18 protein-coding genes are annotated in these 22,924 nt (G+C 51.3%); 3 read left to right on the top strand and 15 right to left on the bottom strand.

The window, feature by feature from the left end; all coding sequences use genetic code 11:
- Nucleotides 1-325: 325 nt before the first annotated feature.
- The gene (locus Q4526_RS10170) at nucleotides 326-661 is read left to right on the top strand and encodes a hypothetical protein (protein WP_215976965.1); all 336 of its coding nucleotides are present in this window, start codon (nucleotides 326-328) and stop codon (nucleotides 659-661) included.
- Between the two features lie 4 nt (nucleotides 662-665).
- On the opposite strand, the gene Q4526_RS10165 is transcribed toward Q4526_RS10170, so the two are convergent.
- Genes Q4526_RS10165 through Q4526_RS10155 form a run of 3 tightly spaced genes read right to left on the bottom strand, consistent with a single transcriptional unit; the run spans nucleotide 666 to nucleotide 2,387 of the window.
- Nucleotides 666-1,028 (bottom strand): DUF2750 domain-containing protein, encoded by a 363-nt coding sequence (locus Q4526_RS10165; protein WP_215976964.1) that lies wholly within the window; start codon nucleotides 1,026-1,028, stop codon nucleotides 666-668.
- A 2-nt stretch (nucleotides 1,029-1,030) separates the two neighbouring features.
- Nucleotides 1,031-1,747, bottom strand: a complete 717-nt coding sequence (locus Q4526_RS10160) for a M48 family metallopeptidase (RefSeq protein WP_215976963.1) — start codon at nucleotides 1,745-1,747, stop codon at nucleotides 1,031-1,033.
- Complete coding sequence (locus tag Q4526_RS10155) at nucleotides 1,740-2,387, bottom strand: MBL fold metallo-hydrolase (protein WP_303609611.1); 648 nt, start codon at nucleotides 2,385-2,387, stop codon at nucleotides 1,740-1,742. The genes Q4526_RS10160 and Q4526_RS10155 overlap by 8 nt, the downstream gene beginning before the upstream one ends.
- Nucleotides 2,388-2,493: 106 nt before the next feature.
- On the opposite strand from Q4526_RS10155, the gene asd reads away from it, so the two are divergent.
- A complete protein-coding gene (gene asd / locus Q4526_RS10150; RefSeq protein ID WP_215976962.1) occupies nucleotides 2,494-3,351 on the top strand; it encodes an archaetidylserine decarboxylase in 858 nt (285 codons plus the stop codon).
- 7 nt (nucleotides 3,352-3,358) lie between these two features.
- Here the strand turns inward: asd and Q4526_RS10145 are convergent, their stop codons facing one another.
- The 4 genes from Q4526_RS10145 to gltB form a co-directional block, all read right to left on the bottom strand.
- Nucleotides 3,359-4,738 carry an HD-GYP domain-containing protein gene (locus Q4526_RS10145; protein WP_215976961.1) on the bottom strand — a complete coding sequence of 460 codons (1,380 nt, stop codon included), beginning with the start codon at nucleotides 4,736-4,738 and terminating at the stop codon, nucleotides 3,359-3,361.
- Nucleotides 4,739-4,922: 184 nt separating this feature from the next.
- Entirely contained in the window at nucleotides 4,923-5,978 is a 1,056-nt protein-coding gene (gene hemE, locus Q4526_RS10140) for a uroporphyrinogen decarboxylase (protein ID WP_215976960.1), read from the bottom strand.
- Between the two features lie 75 nt (nucleotides 5,979-6,053).
- Nucleotides 6,054-7,472: an FAD-dependent oxidoreductase gene (locus tag Q4526_RS10135; protein WP_215976959.1), complete on the bottom strand. Its 1,419-nt coding sequence runs from the start codon at nucleotides 7,470-7,472 to the stop codon at nucleotides 6,054-6,056.
- 33 nt (nucleotides 7,473-7,505) lie between these two features.
- The gene (gene gltB / locus Q4526_RS10130; protein ID WP_215976958.1) at nucleotides 7,506-11,960 is read right to left on the bottom strand and encodes a glutamate synthase large subunit; all 4,455 of its coding nucleotides are present in this window, start codon (nucleotides 11,958-11,960) and stop codon (nucleotides 7,506-7,508) included.
- Between the two features lie 536 nt (nucleotides 11,961-12,496).
- Here gltB and Q4526_RS10125 point away from each other — a divergent pair.
- The gene (locus Q4526_RS10125) at nucleotides 12,497-14,509 is read left to right on the top strand and encodes a hypothetical protein (RefSeq protein WP_215976957.1); all 2,013 of its coding nucleotides are present in this window, start codon (nucleotides 12,497-12,499) and stop codon (nucleotides 14,507-14,509) included.
- Nucleotides 14,510-14,599: 90 nt separating this feature from the next.
- On the opposite strand, the gene Q4526_RS10120 is transcribed toward Q4526_RS10125, so the two are convergent.
- Genes Q4526_RS10120 through Q4526_RS10085 form a run of 8 tightly spaced genes read right to left on the bottom strand, consistent with a single transcriptional unit; the run spans nucleotide 14,600 to nucleotide 22,864 of the window.
- A complete protein-coding gene (locus tag Q4526_RS10120; protein WP_215976956.1) occupies nucleotides 14,600-16,243 on the bottom strand; it encodes an AAA family ATPase in 1,644 nt (547 codons plus the stop codon).
- 14 nt (nucleotides 16,244-16,257) lie between these two features.
- Nucleotides 16,258-17,346, bottom strand: coding sequence for a 3-dehydroquinate synthase (gene aroB, locus Q4526_RS10115; protein WP_215976955.1), 1,089 nt, complete (start codon nucleotides 17,344-17,346; stop codon nucleotides 16,258-16,260).
- A 50-nt stretch (nucleotides 17,347-17,396) separates the two neighbouring features.
- The gene (locus Q4526_RS10110) at nucleotides 17,397-17,924 is read right to left on the bottom strand and encodes a shikimate kinase (RefSeq protein ID WP_215976954.1); all 528 of its coding nucleotides are present in this window, start codon (nucleotides 17,922-17,924) and stop codon (nucleotides 17,397-17,399) included.
- 3 nt (nucleotides 17,925-17,927) lie between these two features.
- Nucleotides 17,928-20,042, bottom strand: coding sequence for a type IV pilus secretin PilQ (locus Q4526_RS10105; RefSeq protein ID WP_303609610.1), 2,115 nt, complete (start codon nucleotides 20,040-20,042; stop codon nucleotides 17,928-17,930).
- Nucleotides 20,043-20,078: 36 nt separating this feature from the next.
- On the bottom strand, nucleotides 20,079-20,612 hold the full coding sequence (locus Q4526_RS10100) for a pilus assembly protein PilP (RefSeq protein WP_303609609.1): 534 nt from the start codon (nucleotides 20,610-20,612) through the stop codon (nucleotides 20,079-20,081).
- Complete coding sequence (locus Q4526_RS10095) at nucleotides 20,602-21,219, bottom strand: type 4a pilus biogenesis protein PilO (protein ID WP_215976952.1); 618 nt, start codon at nucleotides 21,217-21,219, stop codon at nucleotides 20,602-20,604. The genes Q4526_RS10100 and Q4526_RS10095 overlap by 11 nt, the downstream gene beginning before the upstream one ends.
- Nucleotides 21,219-21,797 carry a PilN domain-containing protein gene (locus tag Q4526_RS10090; RefSeq protein WP_215976951.1) on the bottom strand — a complete coding sequence of 193 codons (579 nt, stop codon included), beginning with the start codon at nucleotides 21,795-21,797 and terminating at the stop codon, nucleotides 21,219-21,221. Before Q4526_RS10090 ends, Q4526_RS10095 begins: the two co-directional genes overlap by 1 nt.
- Nucleotides 21,797-22,864, bottom strand: a complete 1,068-nt coding sequence (locus Q4526_RS10085) for a pilus assembly protein PilM (RefSeq protein WP_215976950.1) — start codon at nucleotides 22,862-22,864, stop codon at nucleotides 21,797-21,799. The genes Q4526_RS10090 and Q4526_RS10085 overlap by 1 nt, the downstream gene beginning before the upstream one ends.
- Nucleotides 22,865-22,924 lie beyond the last annotated feature (60 nt).

The raw sequence follows: 22,924 nt of genomic DNA, 5'->3' as shown, positions 1-22,924 counted from the left end.
ACTTATTATTGCAAAGGCTGCAGGCTAAAGGCGAGGTACAGCTAACGGCTTAACCTAGCCAATCTTCTAATCTCTATTGCTCGCTATGCTATAGGACATACTGCTCGCCGACAATTGCTTAAGGAACGGCAGATTTTCGACGATCTCTGCACACAAAACCAAATACGAGCCAAATGTGTCAATTTTGTGCGATACCAACTCTGTAGTCATAGCGATTGATCATAACCGCCCGGCACTTTGTGACAGAAATCACATTTTAACCCGTAGCGCCTGTGATCTAATCACGGCCATGTTTAAAACCTTCACCACTGGCCCATGAGCTTTTATGCCTGACCACCGTACACTTAGCCAAGCGTTGCTTGGCAGCAGGGAAATACGCTTTAACAATCGACAGGAATCGATCTACCCTAACCTGATGCGCTTTTGCTTGGACTTCAAGTTTAAGGTGTTACAGCTACTATTAAGTCCTGCATCGGAAACGGCCGCTCCCGCGCGGGTGGTGGTTATGACCAAGGCCGATTTTACCGGCGATCCCGACTGCGCGATTACCCCGGCGTTCACTGAACTTGAACAACTCGAGCGCTATGTGGCTGACAATCAAGTGGATATTCTGCACGATTATTTATTTGGTCTCGACGAGCTGACCAATAGCGCCGGCTAACGCCTTATTGTAATTCGGCCTCAAATTCCGCCAGTAAATCCAACGGCTCCCACTCATCGCCCTCGAGCTCAGTGGTCCAGTTTAGCCCCACTAACAATACATCGTCGTGCATGCCAGGCAGCCACTCTTCCAGCAGCTCTTCTAAGGCAATGGCCACTGGTTTATAAATTTTCCATTCGTCTACACACACAGCGGCGGCCAAATCGCGGTCGGACCACAGAGGCATGACATCGGTATCTTGATACCGATCAGAATCGCACAGTGCCCACCCATCAGGCCCTTCTAGCCCCCACACACAACCCGATTCAATACTCTCGACAATAAGCCGGTCGGCATTTTCTTCAAAATCGTCGCTTAGAGGTTCCATAATCATGACTCCGGTTGGGGCAAAGAGAGGGTGTGGCCATGTTCTCGCAACCACCGCTGGTGTACATCGTACCCAGGATAGAGGCTGGCCACTTGTCGCCAAAATGCGGCTCCGTGATGCTGGTGGCGCAAGTGACTAACTTCGTGAGCTACAAGATAATCCACCACAGACTCAGGAGCCAGCAGTATTTGCCAGTTGTACTGAATATCCCCCGTGCGGGTACAGTGGCCCCACTTGGAGCGCGTGGCACGCACTTTTACTGATCGACAGTTTTTCCCTAGCTTAGCACTGAGTTGTTGGGTTTTTTGACTGAGCAGTGTCTGAGCTTGCTCGCGATACCAGCCCGTCACTTGCTCATAGACTTGTATCTCGACAGGCTTGCGAGAGCGCGCACTGGTGGTTATGTGTAGCGCCGCCCCCTCACGGCAGGCACCGAGTTTAACGCCGGCAACAACCTTCAGGGTAAGCTTACCGCCTAAATAAGGCAGCACCTCACCACAGGTATAGCGATAGCGTGGCCGGGTGGCAATACGTGCACTTTGCGCCTGCACCTTTGATGTGATCCAGTCTACCCTTGCACTGATCGCACGATCTAAAAGTACGCGCGGGTAGCCTTGTGGAGCACGCACCAATACACGCCCTTCACGCACTTCGATAGCGAGGGTTTTGCGGCGCGTCGAATAACGATACTGCAGTGGCCAGGGGAACGCATTAGCCAAAATTCTTATCCGCCACAAAAGGGTTGCTGGCGCGCTCGGCGCCGAAGGTAGAAACCGGGCCGTGGCCGGGCACAAATTGAATGTCGTCCCCCAGAGGCCAAAGCTTAGTGGTAATCGCCTGCACTAATTGGGCTTGATCACCGCGCGGAAAGTCAGTGCGGCCCACTGAGCCTTTAAACAAAACGTCGCCCACAAAGGCAATTTTAGCCGCGCAGTCGACAAACACTACATGGCCGGGGGTATGCCCGGGGCAGTGCCTTACTTGTAACTGATGCTGCCCTAAGGTTACGGTATCGCCATCGGCGAGCCACTGATCGGGGTGCACCGCCTCACAGGGCTCGAACCCCATCATTTGCGCTTGCTGATCCAGCATACCCAGCCAAAATAACTCTTCCTTGTGGGGCCCGATAATCGGCACTTCAAACGCTCGGGCCACCTCGGTAGCCGCCCCCACATGATCCATATGGCCGTGAGTGAGTAAAACCTTTGTTAATCTGAGACCGGAGCGTTCAACAGCATCAATCAATTTTTGAGCCTCGCCACCAGGATCAACCAGCGCCGCTTCACGACTTTGCTCACACCAAACCAAACTACAGTTTTGTTGGTAATGGGTAACCGGTATAATTTGAACTCGCAGCACATCGCCCCCAACTCATTACTGGAAAGTACGTATTCTAGCAGCCCGCTCGCTTGCGCCCAATGGCGTACCGGCAATCTATACCGGGCCTGGCAACGACAGGAATTTTATGAAAGATACATTGTTTATTATTATGCAGTACCTGACCCCGCAACACTTGCTTTCTCGCTTAGTGGGCAAGTTGGCCGAATGTCGCCTGCCGGGACTCAAAAACCTGTTAATTAAATTATTTGCCAAGCGCTATAACGTGGATATGTCGCAGGCACAAATCGAACAGCTCAATGAATACGAAAATTTTAACCATTTTTTCACCCGCGCACTCAAGGCCGATGCCCGCCCGATCGATGCCGATACGAACAGTATCGTCTTTCCTGCCGACGGCAGTGTCAGTCAATTAGGTGACATACAAGACGGTCGTATTTTCCAGGCCAAGGGCCAGATGTACAGCACACTCGAACTGCTCGGTGGTAGCGAAGCCTTAGCCGCTCAGTTTGATCAGGGCAAGTTTGCCACTATTTATCTTTCGCCCCGTGACTATCACCGCGTGCATATGCCTCTAGGGGGCAAGTTGCGGCAAATGATTACCGTGCCGGGAGAGTTATTTTCTGTCAACGAAGCTACTGCCGCCACCGTACCGCGGCTATTTGCACGCAATGAGCGCGTCGTATGCCTGTTTGATACCGATGCCGGGCCCATGGCTTTAATTTTGGTGGGTGCCATGATTGTTGCGGGCATTGAAACCGTGTGGGCCGGTACGCAAGCGCCTCTGCGCCGCCGTGTGAGCACCAGCCATTACGGCGATGCCGCCTTAAGTGGGGTTCAACTGAATAAGGGCGAAGAGATGGGCCGTTTTAAATTGGGCTCGACCGCTATTGTGCTGTTCGGTAAAGATTGCGTCGACTGGGAAGCCGCACTCGAAGCCGGTTCGGCAACGGTAATGGGAGAGAAGCTAGGGCGCGTTCGATAAACGCGACCTATACACTGGTCAGGCGACTGATAAAGCCTTTAATGCCTTTTTTCTCGCCGGCCAGTAAATAATCATCGCGAATTTTTAAAATATCCACCTCGTAGCTGCCGGGCTCTAGATCGCGCACTATTTCCACTTTTTGGACTTCATCCAAAGTTTTTTTACCGGCATCAATCAGCTGTTGTTTGCGACGATCGTCTGCCGCCAAGTCAAACAACTTATGCTTATCGAGCGGCTCCTTCATGGCATCCAGCACAACCATTACCAAGGGTTTTAGACGCCGCTCAAAGTTTTGCTCAACCACAACACCCACCTCACCGGTGTTCAACTCCACCAAGGTACCCGTGGGGTAAAGGCCAATAGCGCGGATAAACTCCACCACTAAATCTTCTTGAAACTGACTATTTTTTAAATCGTACAATTGCGATACCGCCCTAGAAGGCGCCGTCGGCACCGTGGCGCCTCGCGGGGTCACTACGGTATCGTAATAAGTCACAATGCCCGCGATTTTACCGAGCAAAGGCACTTTATCCCCCACTAATTGCTTGGGAAATCCACTGCCATCTAAGCGCTCACAGTGGGTTCGAACCACACTGATCACTCTGGGTTCAACGCCTTGGGAGTTGCGCAAAATATTCACCCCCAACTCCACAAAGCTTTGATACTCCTCCTGCTCTTTTTCATTCAAATCTGACTTAAGCAGCAGTCGGCGTGGCAGCTGTGTTTTACCCACATCTTTTAACAAGACACCCAGTGCCAATATATCCAGATCTTTTTTCGCCATACCGATATGACGACCAAATAAAATCGCCCAAACCGACGCCCGCAAAGCGTGGCTGTATGTGTAATCGTCCGCTTCTTTCACACGAGTGAGCCAAGTTAATGCATCGGGATTGCGCACCACACTGTCGACCATATCGCTGGCAAGCTTGCGTGTTTCAGCAATGGGCATGTCGTGCATCTGCTCAGAATCTAACTTCTGCAGAATCTCACCTACTGCAATGTAAACTTTCTGATGCAGTTGTTTGGCGCTTTTAACTTCGCGATGAAGGGCTTTCACCGGTGGATAATGCTGATGATTCACTTTAATAGGCTTAACGGGGATCTGAGGCGCCAGGGGTGCCCGGCTGCCTGGACGCTTGTGCACCGACTGAGACGAGGACCCAGTACCCATCGTTTTAAGGTTGATAGCCATTGGGGCGCGCCCTTTGACCACATCCACATAAACATGGTTACACAAGCTTTTGAGCTTTTTCAGCTCCTCAATGTCGCGGATATAGAAGCCTTGCAGAGGAAATGGGCTTTGCGTCCACGGTCGATCCAGGCCGGACACAAACATGCCCACCGTCAGCTCGTTAACATTGATTTTTAACTGCTTGATTCCCACAAACTACCTCTCGTGTATACCGGGTCATCCTCACCCGGGCGCCCTGCTCCAGCGTTATCAAGCTTCGCACTCACAGCTTAGATCTGCCAGAAGTGCCAAGCACAGGCGCCGTACCGGAAATTCCCTACAGCTGGCAGTTTAATCAATAAACAATAAATGTGCCATATCCGGCCACTTTTACCGTCTAACAGCTTGAAAATTCGTGAACTGCTCGAATAAATGCGCCCGCGTGCTCGGGGTCAACCTCTGGTGTAATCCCATGCCCTAGGTTAAAAACGTGGCCCGGGCCGGGCCCAAAGGAGCCCAAAATGCGTTTAACTTCTTCGCGAATTCGCTCAGGCGAGGCGTAGAGAATGGTTGGATCCATATTGCCCTGTAACGCTACCCGATCACCCACCCGGGCGCGAGCCTGGCTCATATCGGTTGTCCAGTCTAAACCCAATGCATCGGCGCCGGTATCGGCCATTGATTCTAACCACTGACCTCCGCCCTTGGTAAACAATATCACTGGCACGCGGCGTCCCTCGCGTTCGCGGATAAGCCCGGCGACAATTTTATTCATGTAGTGCAGCGAAAACTCTTGATAGGCAACGTGAGATAAGGCTCCACCCCAGGTATCAAAAATCTGTACCGCTTGGGCACCAGCTTCAATTTGGGCATTGAGATAGACGATGACCGACTCAGCCAGAGTATCCAACAACTGATGCATCAGCTCGGGAGTGTTGTACATCATTTGCTTAGCGCGGCGAAAATCTTTACTGGAACCACCCTCAATCATATAGGTGGCCAGTGTCCAGGGGCTACCGGAAAAGCCAATCAAGGGAACGCGGCCATTCAGCTCACGACGGATCAGGCTGACCGCATCCACGACATAAGGCAAATCTTTGTGCGGATCGATAATTTTTAAAGCGTTAATATCGGCTTCTGTTCTTACCGGCTTTTTAAACTTTGGACCCTCGCCCGTTTCAAAATACAGCCCTAATCCCATTGCATCGGGAATGGTAAGAATATCGGAAAACAAAATAGCCGCATCCAATGGGTAGCGCTCCAACGGCTGCATGGTTACCTCGCAAGCCATTTCCGGATTGCCACACAACCCCATAAAGTTACCGGCTTTTGCTCTGGAGGCTCGATACTCAGGCAAATAGCGACCGGCCTGGCGCATCATCCAGACTGGGGTCATATCAACGGGTTGGCGCAATAGCGCGCGCAAAAAACGGTCGTTCTTTAACTCGCTCATCATCGGACTCTGTACTCAATTTATTATGGGGCAAACACTGGCATAAAAAAGCCGGTCATAAGACCGGCTTTTCGATCACACTTCGAGGTAGTCGAGGATACCATCAGCGGCCTCTCGGCCCTCCCAGATGGCTGTCACCACCAAGTCGGAACCGCGCACCATGTCGCCACCGGCAAAGACTTTGGGATTGCTGGTTTGGAATTTGAATTCCTGCTCTTCGGGTGCTTCAACACCCCCCCAACTATTCACATTAACGTCGTGATCTTTGAGCCACTCGGGTGGGTTAGGTCTAAAGCCAAAAGCGATCAATACCACATCGGCAGGTAAAATTTCTTCGCTGCCTGCAATTGGCTCGGGGCGACGGCGACCATTCTCATCGGGCTCGCCCAGCTGAGTGGTCACCACTTTGACGCCTTCGACTTTATCTTCACCGACAATCGCTACCGGCTGGCGGTTAAACAAAAACTCAACCCCTTCTTCGCGGGCGTTGGCAACTTCGCGTTTCGAGCCAGGCATATTGGCTTCGTCGCGACGATAGGCACAGGCAACACTTTCGGCGCCCTGACGAATCGAGGTGCGGTTACAGTCCATCGCGGTATCGCCGCCGCCGAGCACAACAACACGTTTACCGGCAACACTGATAAAGTCATCGGCGCTCTTTTCAAAGCCCAGATTGCGATTGACATTGGAAACCAAAAACGGCAGAGCGTCATAAACACCCGGTAAATCTTCACCCGCAAAGCCGCCTTTCATGTAGGTGTAAGTCCCCATACCCATAAACACCGCATCGTAATCATTCAGCAGCTCGTCCATGGTGATATCTTTGCCCACTTCCGTATTCAAACGAAATTCAATACCCATTTCGGTAAAGATTTCACGGCGACGGCTAAGTACACTTTTTTCCAGCTTAAACTCGGGGATACCAAACGTCAGTAGGCCGCCAATTTCAGGGTAGCGATCAAAGACAACAGGCTTAACGCCGCTACGTACCAGTACGTCGGCACAACCAAGGCCGGCAGGGCCGGCACCTATAATGGCGACCTTTTTATCGGTCCAGGTCACCTTCGACATATCCGGGCGCCAACCCATGGCGAACGCGGTATCGGTAATGTATTTTTCTGCATTACCGATGGTCACCGCACCAAAGCCGTCGTTCAAGGTACAAGCGCCCTCACACAAGCGATCTTGTGGGCACACGCGACCACAAACTTCTGGCAAGGTGTTGGTTTGGTGGCTCAGCTCAGCCGCTTCAAAAATATTGCCTTCGGAAATCAACTTTAACCAGTTGGGGATAAAGTTGTGCACCGGGCACTTCCACTCACAGTAAGGATTGCCACACTCAAGACAGCGATGTGCCTGATCGGCCACCTGCTCTTTGTTGTAGGGCTCGTAGATTTCCACAAACTGATGTCGGCGGGTATCTATGTCCTTTTTCTGTGGGTCTTGGCGACCCACATCGAGAAACTGAAAGTTATTACTTAAACGATCGGCCATGTTGTATGCCTCTAAACTGTTCAACCCAAAGAATTATTCGCCGCGTGTTTTAATGCTGTCTAACAAGCTTTTAAAACTGGCTGCTTTGGGTTTGACTAACCAGAATTTACCCACGTAATCATCAAACTCGGCCAGCAACTCGGCTCCCCAAGCGCTGTCGGTTTCGTCGGTAAATTCTTCGATTATGCCGCGCAAGTTATTGCGATGGGCTTCAAGTGATTCGGTATCAATTCGATGGATCTCAACCAGCTCGTGGTTGTAGCGATCAACAAAGCTATTGTCGTCATCCAGGACATAGGCAAAACCACCGGTCATACCGGCACCGAAGTTAACCCCGGTATTACCCAGTACAGTGACAACACCGCCGGTCATGTATTCACAACAGTGATCACCGGCGCCTTCCACCACAACATGGGCTCCAGAGTTACGCACACCGCAACGCTCACCGGCTGTACCGGCTGCATACAATTTACCGCCGGTGGCACCGTACAAACAGGTGTTACCGATAATGCTGGTTTTGTTGGTTGCGAATTCTGACCCTTGCGGCGGACGAATAACGATCTTACCGCCAGCCATACCTTTGCCGACATAGTCGTTGGCATCGCCTTGCAAATACATCTCTAAGCCACCTGCGTTCCAAACACCGAAACTCTGTCCGGCAATACCGGTGAGGTTCAGTTTGATAGGTTTGTCGGCCATGCCTTGGTTGCCGTAACGCTTAGCTATTTCACCGCTGATGCGAGCCCCGATGGAGCGGTCGCAATTGGTGATATGAAACGCGAATTCTCCACCGGTTCTGGCTTCAATACTGGGCAAGAGCTCGCGCACCATTGCCTCGGCCATCTCACCTTTATCGAAAGGTACATTGCGCTCCACCGCGCAAAGCTGAGGCTTGGTAGCAAGGAAATCATCGGTATGCACAATCGGACTCAAATCCAATTGTTTCTGTTTCGCAGTCGTGCCTTCGGTCAATTCTAATAAATCGACACGGCCGACTAACTCAGCCAAGGTCCGCACGCCTAAATCGGCCATCAGCAATCGCGCTTCCTCAGCGACAAAGCGGAAAAAGTTTTTCGCCATTTCCACGGTGCCGATGTAGTGGTCACGGCGCAGCTTCTCATTTTGCGTAGCAACACCGGTGGCGCAGTTGTTCAGGTGACAAATACGCAGATATTTACAACCCAAAGCCACCATTGGTGCCGTACCGAAACCAAAGCTTTCAGCGCCGAGCATAGCGGCTTTAATGACATCGAGGCCCGTTTTTAAACCGCCATCGGTTTGTACCCGAACCTTATCGCGCAGATCATTGGCACGCAGCGTTTGATGCGTTTCCGACAGCCCCAGCTCCCATGGAGAGCCGGCAAAACGGATGGAAGTCAGCGGACTGGCCGCGGTACCGCCGTCGTAGCCAGAAATCGTAATCAAATCAGCGTAGGCCTTAGCCACACCCGCAGCAATAGTACCCACGCCAGGGCGAGACACCAACTTAACCGATACAAGCGCATCCGGGTTGACCTGCTTGAGGTCGTAAATCAGCTGCGCCAAGTCTTCAATCGAGTAAATATCGTGATGCGGCGGAGGTGAAATCAGTGTGACGCCAGGCACCGAGTAGCGCAAGCGTGCAATCAAATCATTCACTTTGCCACCGGGCAACTGACCGCCCTCACCGGGCTTGGCACCCTGTGCTACTTTAATTTGCAACACTTCGGCATTGACCAAATAGTGAGGCGTTACCCCAAAACGGCCTGAGGCAATCTGCTTGATTTTAGACACCTTGGGCGAGTTGAAACGCACGGGGTCTTCACCACCTTCACCGCTATTGGAACGACCACCCAGGGAGTTCATTGCCTCCGCCAGAGCTTCGTGTGCCTCGGGCGACAGGGCGCCGAGTGACATGCCGGCGGAGTCAAAGCGTTTTATAATGGACTCTACTGGCTCTACCTCATCCAGTGCGACCGGCTCACCAGCACCGCCGCGAACTTTAATTAGATCACGCAGGGTTGCTACCGGGCGGTGGTTCACTAAGTCAGAGTATTTTTGCCACTGCTTCCACTCACCGGTTTGCACAGCGTCTTGTAGAGCTTGCACCACATCCGGATTAAAGGCGTGGTATTCCTGGCCGTGCACGTATTTGAGCAAACCACCCTGAACAATAGGCTTGCGATCCAACCAGGCTGTTTTGGCCAGCGCTTGTTGGTCGGCCTGTAAATCCTCAAAGCGTGCGCCTTTAATGCGCGAGGCGGTGCCCGGGAAGCACATGTCGACCACATCTTCCGCCAAGCCAATGGCTTCAAACAATTGAGCGCCGCGATAAGAAGTAATGGTCGAGATTCCCATTTTGGAAAGAATCTTCAACAAACCTTTATCCAGGCCTTTACGGTAATTTTTATAGGCTTGATCCACATCGATAAGCAGTTCGCCGGTGTCAATCAAATCGTTCATTAGGTAGTAGCTAAGGTATGGATAGACCGCCGTTGCCCCGTAGCCAATCAGGGTGGCAACTTGATGTGAATCGCGCGCCGTGCCGGTTTCTACCACGATGTTAGCGTCACAACGCAAACCTTCTTGGGTCAGGTAGTGATGCACGGCACCGGTAGCCAGTAGCGCATGCATAGGCAACTGGCCTTTTTGCAGCCCCATATCGCTGAGAATAACAATAACGGCGCCTTGACGAACCGCTTCGGCTACATCATCGCGCAACTTTTCAATCGCTTGTTGCAAATTAAGGTTAGCGGGATCATAAGCCAAGCTAAAGGTTTGCGCCCGGTAGTCATCGCGGCCTAAATTTTTCAAAGAGCGGAATTTAGCCGGCGACAGCACCGGTGAAGATAAAATCACCCGGTTGGCGTGTGCCTCAGTCTCTTCGTACACGGAGAGTTCGCGACCCACACAAGTCTCCAGCGACATCACAATCGCTTCGCGCAGTGGATCAATCGGCGGGTTGGTTACCTGCGCAAATTGCTGGCGGAAGTAATCGTACAATTGACGTTGTTTACTGGACAGCACTGCCATGGGGGTATCATCACCCATAGAGCCTACAGCCTCTTGACCACCTTCGGCCAGTGGGCGTAAAACCTGATCACGCTCCTCAAAGGTCACCTGGTACTGCTTCATGTAGGCTTTCATATCAGCCTCAGACAAGCCATTTTCGGCTACATCTGATTCCAAGGTCGACTCAATACGCACCGCGTTATCTTTTAACCATTGCTTATAGGGCTTGCCCTGCTTGAGCTGGTTGTCGATATCTTGCGTGTGATAGAGTTTGCCGGTTTCGGTGTCCACCGATAAGATTTGGCCCGGCCCCAAGCGACCTTTAGCCACCACGTCCTCGGGTTTGTAGTCGTATACACCCACCTCAGACGCCACAGTAATCAGATCATCTTTGGTAATAACCCAGCGCGAAGGACGTAAACCGTTGCGATCCAGTGTACACACCGCGTAGCGGCCATCGGTAATCACCAAGCCGGCCGGGCCATCCCAAGGCTCCACGTGCATGGAGTTATATTCGTAGAAGGCGCGCAGATCGGAGTCCATATGCTCAACGTTCTGCCACGCTGGTGGTACCAGCATACGCACCGCGCGATGTAATTCCATACCACCAATAAGCAGCACTTCCAGCATATTATCCAAGCTGGACGAATCGGAGCCGGTGCGGTTGACCAATGGGGCCACTTCGGTGATTTTAGGCAGCAACGGGGTCGAAAACTTATCGGTACGCGCTACCGACCAGTTGCGGTTGCCCATTACGGTGTTGATTTCACCGTTGTGAGCCAACATACGGAATGGCTGAGCCAGCGGCCACTGTGGGCTGGTATTGGTGGAAAAGCGCTGATGGAAGACACAAATAGCGGTCTCCAGACGCTCATCGGCCAAATCAGTAAAAAATTTGGGCAAATCCACCGGCATCATCAAGCCTTTATAAGACAGGATGCTGGTGCTCAGGCTGGCAATATAAAACGCTTTGTCATCTTTTAAAGCCAGCTCAGTGCGGCGGCGTGCCATCAGCAGCTTAGCGCTGAACTCTTCATTACTTAGCTCGCCAACGCCATTAACAAACACATGATTAAACAGCGGCAAAGACTCCAGAGCCATGGGGCCCAGGCAGCTAGAATCCACCGGCAATTCGCGCCAGCCGGCCACTTCTAGCCCTTCTGCAGCCAGTGCTTGCTCCAGCGCCTCACGTGCAGCGGCGGCTTTTTCAACGCTGCGGCTCAACATCACGGAACCGACACCGTATAGCTCTGCCAGCGGCATGCAACCAGCCTCGGCGGCCACAGTGCGCAAGAATGAGTCCGGTTTTTGCAGCAGTAGGCCACAACCGTCACCGGTTTTGCCATCGGCCGCAATACCACCGCGGTGAGTCATGCAGGTCAATGACTCGATCGCAGTTTCAAGCAAACGGTGGCTGGTTTTGCCTTTTAAATGGGCAATCAACCCAAAGCCACAGTTATCTTTAAACTCGTCCAAACTGTACAGACCAGTGGTCATACGCTGTCTCTCAATTAATACTGTTTAAACCCGCGCCGCCGACTACCAAAGGTCATTACAGCGCGCCAGACAAAAAAGCCCCTGAACTAGAGGGGCTTACAAATGGGCGCAGAATATTACCCGCTAGAGCCCTTTTAGGCAAGCGGACAAGCATTATCCCAGCCATTTACGGCCGTTCTAGGTTGTTAAAATGAAGGTGCTGAATATGAAGTCCGAGGTTAGGCGCAAGTGGCTTCAATTGCAATAACCCAAGCTTAAATTGGCCAACAACACAACTAGAAACTACAATAACACCTAACAACAAGGGCCTGAAATTAAAAGAATTTGTAAAAATGTGTCACTAATCGCCATTTTCATTCAATAAGGCCTTTATCCCGCTCGAAAATTGCGCTAGTTTAAGCAATTGGAGCGGTGTTTCGGGCAGATTTCGTTCGCAAACACGGATTTCCCACCCCAAAAGCGCCGTCAGGATAAAAACCGTCAGGCGCTTCGGTGGCGAAGAACAATGACAATTCCGATAATTTCAGGACTTAGATATGCGGATTCATACATTCGGGGCACAAGCTTCTAAATACTGCAGCGCACTGGCGCTTTGCCTAGGATTGGCCGCTTGTGGCGGCGGTAACACTGGCACGGCCCTTGGTAATCTCAACGGTGACGGCAGTGGCAATACCGATGGCGATGGCGATAGCGCGACCACGGTTTCCATTGGCTATGTTGACAATGGCGAGTTTATCCCAGGTGAAATTAAAACCAACCTAAATGACAATATGCTAGCCCCCGGCGGCACGACTGTTTTACAGGTTAACTTGTACCGAAACGATCGCCTACTAGGTAATGCTAGCGATGTGGTCTTTAACAGTACCTGTTTTATCAATGGCGAAGCACACTTCGAAGTCACCACCATCACCGACGGTGTGACCGAAACGAAAGACGGCAATATCGTAACCGCTAATAATGGTACCGCCAGTATCCGCTATACCGCCACGAGCTGCACCGGCGAAGACTTAATTGAGGCAACGTCCACTAATGACGGCATTGTCGTAGCAGCCAGTAGCATTATTCCTATTGCCCCAGATTCAGTAAACACCGTCACCTTTGTCAGCTCCGAGCCGGAGTATATTTCATTAAAAGGTACCGGCGGCTCTGAAGCCTCGGAAGTCACATTCCAGATTCGCGGCGGCACCGGCGCCCCCGTTAAAGACATACCCGTTAATTTTGCTCTTAACACCGATGCAGGCGGCATCACCCTAACTCAGGACAATGACATATCCGACCAAGAAGGTTATGTGTCAACCATAATTCAATCAGGCAGCACCCCCACCTCTGTGCGAGTATCAGCCACTACTGACAATGGCGTAACCACACAATCGAGTCGAGTAGTTGCCTCTACCGGCCTACCCGACCAAAACAGTATGAGCATTGCCTCGGAGCTGCTTTACCCCGTCGGCTGGGACCAGGACGGTATTGAGTCCGAAATCACCGTAAGCTTGGCAGACGCCTTCAATAACCCCGTCCCCAAAGACACCCCCGTATACTTCACTACCAATGGCGGCAACGTTGAAGCAGCTTGCCTAACCGAAGAAAAAATCAATCCAGACAACGCTAACTCCGACCTCTACCCGCCAGGCACCTGCGCTGTAACTTGGCGCAGCTCGAACCCCCGACCAAGAGGTGACAATCAAGTGTATGCCGATGAGTCTGGCACCGTACCGGTATTGCGCTGCGAACCCAACGGTTTGCTAGCAGGCGTAGAAACCGAGTGCCGGAACGGTCGCGCCATTGTAATGGCAACCACTATTGGCAATGAATCCTTTAACGACAACAACAATAACGGTTTATATGATGCCGGTGAAACGTTTAACACTGCCACCTCTACCAACGGTAATCCAACCCTCCGCGCCATTAACTGTTTGCGCGCCGCACCTATCTCAACCGCTGCCTCCACTCAGTATGGCTGTGACGACTTAGGCACCCCCTACATAGATCGTAATTTTAATGGCCAACACGATCCGGATGAAGAAATTGCGAATATCGACAATGAATTCAGCAACACTTACGAACCGGGAAACGGCATATACAACGGTGCCCTCTGCCGACAGGCAGACCACAACGCAGGCATCTGTAGCCGCAACTCCGTTCTGGTACGTGACACAGTTTCTTTGATTATGACTAGCGCTCTACAGGGATTTTTCCTAACCCCTGACGGCAGAATCCCAGGCCAGCCATCAGGAGTGCTTTCTCTATCGGATGGTGAAAATGCCATTGTTCAATTGTTGTTAGCGGACGTTAACGGCAATGGCCTTCCCACTGCCACTCAAGTAGAAATCAACTCATTCAGTGGCGTTACTGCGACTGTAACACCAAGCACAATTGGGGCGCGCAATGAGCCTACCTTAGTTACCATTCAGCTAACAGGCAGTAGCGCTAGCTCAGGCATTGTAAGTCTTACCCTGAATATCGACCCCGACAACGATGGCGGCGCAGATCCCATCTCCTATACAATTGGTCACTTTGCTGTGGAGGTCTATGAGGCAGTGGCCAATTAAACCACGCTAACAAAACCAAAAAAAACCTGGCACTTGCCAGGTTTTTTTTGGTTTACAATATATAGCGAGCAAGGGTCTTGTAGGCCTCACTTAATCGAGAATATCCTGCTGAACCGAACTCAATTGGCGCAACCAAGGCTGTGCGCGCTGCTGGGTAACAGGTAGATTTTGTTTCGCGGCCTCCGCTGCCGCACGATCTGGATAGACACCCGCCAACACCACATACCACGGTTTTCCGCTACGCTCGGTTTGAAACAGACGCAAGACCTGACTGTTACTTTGCCTTGCCACATAACTCAGCGCCGAATTTTTTTGACTAGCCCCCAGCACCTGCAAAGTATAGGAATTTGAAGACCAAGAGAGTATCTCCAGCTCATCGTCACTATACTTGCGAGCTGGAGGCCTAACACTGCTATAAGCCTCTTGCTGGTTATCGACCTGCGTTGCCGCTGGCAGCTCTGTAGTATCGGTTTTCGTACTTGAGGCAAAAGAGCCTTGACTCGAGCGTTGCTTCAATGTTGCCGCATTTTCAACATCAATCGATACCGAGCTTGCCGATAACGACTCGAACTGCCGCTCCTGCACCAAGCCCGGCTTTGAGTCAGTCGATTCAAGCTGGGAAGGCTGGGTCCAAACCGAAGTATTTCTAGTGGTCGCCGCACTCGATACTGCGGGAGCCTTACCGCTCTCAGACTGCACTGTAACCACACGCTGAGACGCCACCCTCTCTTCCGGAGTATAGAGATACAACACCGTTAATCCTGATAATAATGCCGCCACTGTCAGAATATGGCCTACGGGCAAACTGCGCCCTGAGGGCTGACCTTTTGTAGACAACTGCGGAACATCAAGTGATTCAGAAACACCATCACCAGCGGAGGCTAAGGCCTCTTTATCGGCCTGAGTCATCTCCTCCGATACTAAACAATCTAGTGGCGGCATTTGTGCTGAAGGATTATCTAATTTCGGCAAGTCGGGTATCGTACCTGCGGACACCGACCGCAAAGGGCTTGAAGCTCTACCATTTGCCAATAAATGCAATCGTGCTCGCTCAACCAGCCTATTGAAATTACCCTCCGCCTCACACCACCAAGATGTGACGCTTTTTTCATCAAGTACAGAGAAACTGGCGCCAGCCTCTAGTAAAAGATCGTTGAGCCATGCGGTGGCCTCAACTAAATTAGGGGTAGGTAAGGTGAGCTGATGAACAGGAACAGCCGAGTTAAGTACCAAAGCACCTGGGGGCGGGCAGGCCAACACAACCAGTTTGATTTTTGTGCTCGCCAACAACCCCGCCTGATGTAAACTGGTAAGCCATCCGTTAAGCTCTCTCTCGGGTAACCGATCAACGTTATCTACCAGTAAAACAATGGGGTCTACCTGCTCACTGTTAAATACTTGGACGGCGGGGGCGAGGAGCTCACGCGAATTTTCCGGTGCAGTTAATAATAGAAGCTCATTGAGCTGTTGGGCGATATACTGTGGACCATGGCCCTGAGCCGCGTCAAACAACAACACTTCGCCTCTGCACGCCAAAAGCTGTTGTAGATGTTGGGCTAGAGTCGTTTTACCCGCGCCACGTGGGCCGGTCACCCATACTAGGGGGCAGGAGAACTCCAGCTCGTGAATAAGATTGACCGCCAGCTCTCGCAGCCCTTGCCAGGGCCGCCCCTCGCTGAGTTGGAATGGGTCACTATGTAACCCTAGGCTTTCCTTGTAGTCGGCAATAGACACGCGCCTACACCTCTCTAAGAAGGACGGAAGGCGTCCAGTGTATGATTGAGCGCTTCGATATCAATATCGGAGGTAACAAAAGCCTCGCCCAGTTGCTGCAGCAAGATAAGCCTGAGCCGGCCATCTTGCACTTTTTTATCCACGGCCATTAACTCCATGTATTGCTCGTTGCTCATATTGCCTGGCCCCATAACGGGCAGCCCAGCCCGTGAAACCAAAACCGTAGCGCGCTCTAAAACGGAATTTTCCACTAACCCCATACGCACAGAGAGATCGACAGCCATAAGCATTCCTGTGGCGACCGCTTCACCGTGCAGCCAATTGCCGTAACCCTGTGCCGTTTCGATGGCGTGGCCAAAAGTATGGCCGAGGTTTAAGATGGCGCGAATACCGCCCTCGCGTTCATCTTGAGCCACCACCTGAGCCTTATCCTGGCAAGAGCGCTCCACGCAGTATTCCAGCGCTTCAGGGTCTCCGCTCATAACGCGATCGATGTTTTCTTCCAACCACTGAAAGAACATTTGATCGCAAATTAAACCGTACTTAATTACTTCGGCCACACCGGCAGCCAACTCTCGTTTGGGGAGCGTTGCCAGCTGTGCCACATCCGCCAAGACGGCTTGGGGCTGATAGAAAGCACCGATCATATTCTTACCCAGGGTATGATTAACGCCGGTCTTCCCCCCCACTGAAGAGTCCACCATCGACAGCAAGGTAGTTGGCACCTGAATAAAATTTACGCCGCGCTGATAACAGGCCGCGGCAAAGCCTGCCATATCCCCTACCACACCGCCGCCGAGCGCGAGTACTGTACCGCTGCGGTTAAAGCGCGCCTGTAGTAACCGGGTAAAAATAAGGTCCAAGGTTTCGAGATTTTTATAGGATTCGCCGTCGGGCAGCTCCACACTGGAAACCTCGAAGCCCTGCTGTTGAAGCAGGCTTGTATAGTGCTCTAGGTATAGCGGGGCAATGGTAGCATTGGTAACCACACACACTTGCTTACCGTGCACATGAGGCGCCAACAAACTGGCATCGTGAGTTAGATGGGTTCCAATATAGATCGGGTAGCTGCGCTCACCCAGCTCAACTTTTAGCGTTTTCATAGCGGCTTGTCTTAACTCAAAACCGCCATATTATCACACTCTTCAGCAGGTTAAGGGGTAACCCCCAAGCGGGACAACGCCTCCAAAATTTCTTGTACCGCGGCCTTAGGTCCGTAACGATCAGTATTCACCACGATCTGAGAAACCGAACGATAACTGGGCTCTCGCTCGGCCAATATTTGCTCGATTTTTTCGCGCGGGTTGTCAACTTGCAACAATGGGCGCTTTTTGTCCCGTGCCGTACGCTCAACCAATTGCTCGACGGAAGCTTGCAAATAGCAAGTCGTCCCGGCATTGCGCATAAGCTCTAGGTTTTTTTCTCGCGTGACAATTCCCCCGCCAGTAGCAACTACCGATGCGGTCATCTGACAAATATCAGCCAATACGTTGGTTTCACGCTGACGGAAGCCGTCCTCGCCTTCCATATCAAATATCCAGGGAATATCCGCCCCTGTGCGCTCTTCAATTACACGGTCGGTATCGAGGAAAGGTAAACCCAAGTCAGAGGCCAGCATGCGGCCTATAGTGGACTTGCCGACCCCCATGGGGCCGACAAGGAATACATGAGCTCGAATCATGAATTAATCGGTTAACTCATCAGACATAATGCGAGGAGTAATAAAGACTAGCAACTCGCTCTTCTCAGTGGCGATGGTGTCACGGCGGAACAAGCGACCAAGGAAAGGAATGTCACCAAAGAACGGTACTTTATCCACACCTTTAAGCTGCTCCATCTCAAAAATGCCACCCAGCACAATGGTTTGACCATCGTTAACCAGCACCTTTGTCTGGACATTGGTGACATCAATAATAGGAACACCAAACTCCTGGTTAAACTCGGCCAACAGATCTTTTTTGATAATCAGATCCATAATGATATTGTTGTCTGGCGTAATCTGTGGCGTTACATCTAACTCTAGCAACACCTCCTTAAAGCTTGCCGAGGTTGCACCGCTGGCGGAGGCCTCTTGGTAAGGGATTTCACTACCGGTAGAAATAATCGCTTGCTGCTTATCGCCAGTTACTACCTTGGGCTGAGACACAATTTCAGCGTGGCCATTATACTCCATGGCTGACAGCTCAAGATCCAAAAAGGTATTGTCGGTCAGCAAGCCAAACGCAATGCTACCCACTGGGCTAGCTACACCCATATCAACCATCATGTTTTCGTCAAGATCGACTGAGCTTCCACCGTAGATAAAATCAGCCGGAGAGCCGGGGAATGAATCAAGACCTGCAGTTGAACCACCAACCTCAACCAGCGAATCGCTCGATAGATTAGCGCCTACACCACCCCAGCGTACACCCAGCTCACGACGAAAGTCTTTATTGGCAATGACTAGGCGCGCTTCGATCATTACCTGCTTAATGGGTACATCGATCTCTTCCAGCAAACGCTTAAAGTCTTCCACTCGATCGGCAGTATCGGTAATAATGATGGAGTTTGTACGCTCGTCGACAACGGCGTGGCCGCGCTCAGACATCAGCGAATAAGTGGCGCCGCGATTGCTATCCCTGCGATTACCACTTTCGCCCCCCATGGCAATGGCAAACACCTCATCTGCACTAGCGTAGCTGATACGAATATACTCGGTACGCAGCGGCGCCAATTCTTCAAGCTGACGCTTGGTGGATAACTCCTGACGTTCTCGCTCGGCAATTTCGGCGGCGGGCGCCACCATTAACACATTGCCGTCTTGACGCTTGTCCAACCCTTTGGTTTTCAGCACCATATCGAGCGCTTGATCCCAGGGCACATTATCCAAGCGCAGTGTGATACGCCCCTGAACGGTATCGGAAGCCACCAAGTTTAAGTCGGTAAAGTCGGCAATAATTTGCAGCACTGCCCGCACTTCAATATCTTGGAAGTTAAAGGACAGGCGGGCACCGGTGTATTCAAAAAGGCGCTCCTGCTCAGCTTTTTCTTTCTCGGTTAACGGTTTAACACTAACGACGTAACGATTACCAGTTTGATATGCAAGGTAATCATAATCCCCTTGCGCACTGATATTAATAATCGCATCACCCGCGTCGTTATCCACCGAAATTACATTTACCGGTGTAGCAAAATCCATCACATCTAGGCGGCGGCGCAACGCTTGTTCGACAAAGGTATTGGCAAAACGCACACGCACACCATCAGACGTGTCACGCATGTCAGCGCTGATTGAGCTGTTAGACAGGTCTACAATAATGCGCCCTTCGCCGTCTTCACCGCGACGGAAATCGACTGCCGCAATTTCGCGATCACTGCTCGTGCTGCTTTGCTTACTCACTGCAATCGCAGTTCCAGATTTAGCGTCGCTAATCTGTAAATCTGCAGAGCCGCTACCTGAACCAACTTCAACGAAGTAAGTATTTCCTTCAATGCGCGTATCGTAACCAGACAGCCGCTCAAGATTAAGAATTAATCGCGTGCGACCTGAGCCTGTCATCACCAGAGCTCCAGTACCATTATCAAAAGCTAACGGAAAATGACGCTCACTTAAATTGCTCACCACATCTGGAAAATCCAACACAATACGCGCTGGGCTTTCAATGGTATACCCATCGGGCTCAGGCGGCGCATCGTTAAATTTCAACTGCACTTCAAAGCGCTGATTCGGTAGCTCAGCAAATCGAATATCGTCTAGGGTAGCAGCCCCTACAAGTGGAGCCAGCATGGACACCATTAACAACGCTAGAGAGTATTTCATCTTGAACCCCACTAAGAACAAAGCACGCATGACTGCCTATTCCTTTTCTTCTAATTTAATAATACGAGGACGCTCAACCCAGCCGCCATCGCCGTCGGCTACGATTTCCATCACCTCAATTTGATTGGGTGATGCGGTGATAATCTCGCCGTGATTACGCCCCATATAATTCCCCACTGTTACCGGTTCCACGCTGCGCTGGGCGCCTGGTCCCGTATCGATCAACGCCCAAAGCGTTCCTTTTTGCTCAACCGTACCGACCATAGACATATTGGTGATACTGAAGTTTTCTAGGTATTCTTTAGGGCGAGATAAATCTGGCTCGACAGTCTTACCGCCTTTGACGCTCGCCAACTCTTCAACTGGACGCTCAAAAGGACTGCGTTTTGTCATCGCCGCATAACTAAAAGGCGGCAGTGGTCTAAAAACGGGTAAAGGCTCAATTTGCTTACCTGGCCGACGCTTAGTCTCTTCAATCTCATCCTGCAATTTACTTAAATCACCACCACCGCAAGCCGATAACGCCAAGGCCATTGCCAGTACAATCAGTTTGGAGGTTTTATTCAGCATCGTTTTGCTCCCCACCCTGATAGTAATAAGTTTTTGCGGTTATTTGCATGTTTAAATCGCCACCGCCATCTGACGTCTCAATAGTAAAGTCGTGCAAGGTGACAATCCGAGGCATACCTGCCACGCCGCTGACAAAACCACCAAAATCATGATAGCCGCCGCGCACATTGATCTCCATGGGCTTTTCTACGTAATACTCGGCATCCTGTTCTGGCTGCAGCTCTAGCTTGAAATCCCCCAGACCACTTTCCACACTGCGCGCATCAATATCATCGAGAAGGCCAGCCACCTCAGTGTCGGTAGGCAGACGCGACAACAAAGACTCAAAGGAGGCTTTCATTTCTTCCATCTGCGCCTTATAGGCATCGAGGTTTGCAGCCTGCGCCGCTTTTAACTCGAAAGTATCCCGCAGCCCTTTCTCTTTAATTTGCTCCGAGGTCAACTGCTGCTCAATCGGCTTCACTTTAAACCAGTAACCAGCAAAAATAAGAGCCACTGCGATCAGCACACAAACTAAAATTTTAGTTGGTAGCGGCCAAACACCTAAGCGCTCAGGATCACTATAATCAAAGTCCCGTGCCCGCTCTATAGCATCTTTCCAAGACATTAGTTAGCTCCCTCTTCAGACGCATCACTCAGCTCGGCAGAGACGACGGCTTTCACTGTCATTTCAAATGCATTTGCCTGCCCACCCTCTTCAGGTGCGACTTCGACAGAAGACAAGCTGGGATCTTCATACCAATCCGATGCCGATAGGTTTCGCATAAAACTAGACACGCGGTTGTTTGATTCGGCGATGCCTAAAATACTCACCACATCCCCCTCACGCGACAACTTAGTCAAAAAGACCCCATCGGGCAAAGCTCTCACCAAATCGTCGAACTGATGCACAATGACTGAACGCGTACCCTCCAAATCACGAATTAAGCGCATTAGCTCTAGTAGCTCTTCGCGACGCGCCTGCAGCTGCTCAATTTCTTTCACCTGTTTATCCAGCTGCTTTATCTCGTTATCGAGCATTTGGTTGCGCGCGCGCTGATGATCCACTTTGCCGTTAGCATGAGAGATCCAAGCAAACGCAATCACCGCAGCGACGACAGCAACAATGACCATTATGCCGATAAATTCTTTTTTCTTTTCCTCCCGGTGCTTATCGCGCCAGGGGAGTAAATTAATTGTCGCCATCAGTCAAAACTCCTCATTGCCAGACCAGTCGCCACCATCAAGGAGGGCGCATCGTTAGCCAGTGCCGCCGCATTGACTCTTGAGGCGACCGACATATTGGCAAATGGATTGGCAACCAGCGCTTGCGTGCCCAGTTTTTCTTCGATTAGCTCGTTCAACCCTTCCATTGAAGCGACACCGCCAGCCAACACGATATAGTCCACATCATTGTATTCGCTGGCGGAGAAGAAGAATTGCAACGAGCGTGTCACCTGCTGAACCACCGCCTCTTTGAAGGGCTCAAGCACCTCGGAATCATAGTCGTCAGGCAAGCCACCCTGCTTCTTGGCAAGGCCGGCCTCTTCAGCCGATAAACCATAACGGCGCTGGATTTCTTCGGTCAGCTGACGGCCACCAAACAATTGTTCACGGGTGTAAACGGTTTTGCCATCCACTAAAACACTGAGCGTGGTCATGGTGGCGCCTACATCAAGTACTGCCACCACTTGGTTATCTTGATCTTCTAACTGCTCAAGTATGAATTCGAACGCCCGCTCCATGGCGTAGGCTTCAACATCAACCACCTCTTCCTCAAGACCGGCCAGTCGAATCGTTTCCACACGGGTTTCGACGTTTTCGGTGCGGCAAGCGGCCAACAGCACTTCAACTTGCTCAGGGTCGTTAGGAGACTCGCCCTGAACCTCGAAGTCTATGGAGACTTCATCAGTATCAAAGGGGATGTATTGGTCGGCTTCGATATAAATGCGGTTTTCAAGATCGTCGTCAGACAACCCCGCCGGCATCTCAATCACTTTGGTAATCACAGCCGAACCCGCTACCGAAACAGCGGCCTGCTTCAGCTTGGTTTTGGACTGTTTTACCAACGCTCTGATTACCTCAGCCACCGCATCTGCGTCGTTGATATTTTTCTCAACAACAGCGTTTGGCGGGAGTGGTCTCACCGCATAGGTTTCAACCCGGTAGCGGTCGCCACTGCGGCTCAACTCCAGGAGCTTAACCGAGGTGGAACTAATATCTAGCCCCAGCACCGGTTTTGTCTTTTTATCAAGGAACCCGAAAATGCCCATTTTTCTATCTATATCCGTAACTTAGCCGTCGTTTATGTTATAGCACTTTAAGTTAAGCCT

Source organism: Gilvimarinus sp. 2_MG-2023, assembly GCF_030547685.1.
Lineage (GTDB): Bacteria > Pseudomonadota > Gammaproteobacteria > Pseudomonadales > Cellvibrionaceae > Gilvimarinus.
This window is presented reverse-complemented; position numbering and strand designations above follow the sequence as displayed.